General features: G+C 64.7%; 1 pseudogene. It reads right to left on the bottom strand.

Annotation, left to right across the window (positions count from 1 at the left end):
• Positions 1-266: 266 nt before the first annotated feature.
• Positions 267-1,290: pseudogene (locus tag AC0QTX_RS27445) on the bottom strand (IS110 family RNA-guided transposase).
• Between the last annotated feature and the right edge of the window lie 80 nt (positions 1,291-1,370).

The raw sequence follows: 1,370 nt of genomic DNA, 5'->3' as shown, positions 1-1,370 counted from the left end.
TTTGCGACATGTGTGGACGCCCCGTGTGACGCAAGAAGAATCTTCGGATCGGTGCAGCGCGTGGTCAGGGCTGACATGTGTGCGGCCTCTGATGCGGCTCACATGCCGCGGGCCCGGATGGGAGTTCGCAGATCAGGTCCAAATCAGAGCCACGTGCTTGCAGCACCTGTCGCAAAGCTGGTTTTCCTGATCCCGTCTCAGTGACCGTTGCGCCATCTCTCTCCTGTGACCGTCCCACGCCCCAACAGCCCCACAGCCGCGACGACTTATGCCGCCGCGACTGGAGCCTGGTAAACCCCGCCTCTCGCCATGAGAGCCCAGATGATGCGGGCCATCTTGTTGGCGAGTGCTACCCGCACCAGCATCGGCGGCTTGCGGGCCACCATGCGCGCCATCCACGAGCCTGCCGGAGCCCCGTTGCGAGCCACCCACCGGACGACGGCACTGGCGCCGATGATCAGCAGGCGGCGCAAGGTCCGCTCGCCCATTTTCGAGGTCGCTCCCAGCTTCTGCTTGCCGCCGGTCGAACGCTGCAAGGGTGTGAGCCCCACCCAGGCGGCAAAGTCCCGCCCGCGCTTGAAGGTCTCAGCGGGTGGTGCAAGCGCCGCCAGGGCCACCGCGGTCACCGGACCGACGCCCGGGATGGTCATCAGCCGCCGCGCTGTCTCGTTCTCTTTGGCTCTCCTGGCCACCTCCTGGTCCAGGCTTTCAATCTGCTCGTCCAGGTGATGGAGCATCTCGATCAGCATCTGGAGGATCGGCCGGGCGATCTCAGGAATAGGCTCGTCCGGATCCTCAACAATCCGCACGAGCAGATGAACATGAGCCGGGCCTTTAGCCACGATGAGCCCGAACTCGGCCAGATGTCCCCGCAGTGCGTTGATAACCTGGGTGCGCTGCCTGACCAGGAGATCGCGGGCCCGGAACACGAGAGCGGCGGCCTGTGTCTGCTCGCTCTTGGGCGCCACGAAGCGCATGGTCGGGCGCTGGGCTGCCTCGCAGATCGCCTCGGCATCGGCCGCATCGTTCTTCTGGCGCTTGACGAAGGGCTTCACGTAAGCCGGCGGGATCAATCGGACTTGATGACCAAGCCTGCCGATCTCACGGGCCCAGTGGTGCGCTGCCGCAGGCCTCCATCGCCACCGTGCAGGGCTTCTGGCCGGCAAAGAATGTCAGAACTTGGTGCCGGCGCAGCTTCCTGCGGAACAGGACCGCTCCGGATGCATCGGCGCCGTGCACCTGGAACACGTTCTTCGCCAGATCTATGCCGATTGTGCTAACCTCTCCCATGGACGCCTCCCTCAAGTGGTGCTCTTCAACACCTCCACTTTGGCACACCAAGGCCGTTGGGGGGCGTCCACCCCATCAGA

This window comes from Microvirga sp. jy35 (genome assembly GCF_056148915.1).
This window is presented reverse-complemented; position numbering and strand designations above follow the sequence as displayed.